Origin of the sequence: Pseudoalteromonas sp. RB2-MNA-CIBAN-0110 (assembly GCF_040309305.1) — a bacterium.
GTDB classification, from domain to species: Bacteria; Pseudomonadota; Gammaproteobacteria; order Enterobacterales; family Alteromonadaceae; genus Pseudoalteromonas; species Pseudoalteromonas arctica.
The window spans coordinates 1-244 of sequence record NZ_JBEOOQ010000292.1; the positions used below are offsets into that span (position 1 = coordinate 1).

Below are 244 nucleotides of genomic sequence, written 5' to 3' on the forward strand. Positions count from 1 at the left end.
GTACTGGGATTGCTGCCACGCACATGAACGGTACGACCATTCATAGTTGGTCGGGCATTGGTATCAAGGATGAGCTGACTGATCGTGATTTAAGCAATCTATCGCGCAAGCAGTTTTTGGCAGATAGATTAAAAGATACTGCGGTATTGATTATCGATGAGATATCGATGCTGCACGCCAAGCAGATTAATTTGGTCAGCCAAGTGCTTAAGCATGTACGCAAAAATGATGCAGCGTTTGGTGG

General features: G+C 45.1%; 1 protein-coding gene. It reads left to right on the forward strand.

Translation table 11 applies throughout. From position 1 onward, the window contains the following. Nucleotides 1-23: 23 nt before the first annotated feature. Nucleotides 24-244 (forward strand): DEAD/DEAH box helicase family protein (locus AAEY68_RS21540; protein WP_502935725.1); only part of this gene is annotated, 221 nt, incomplete at its 3' end.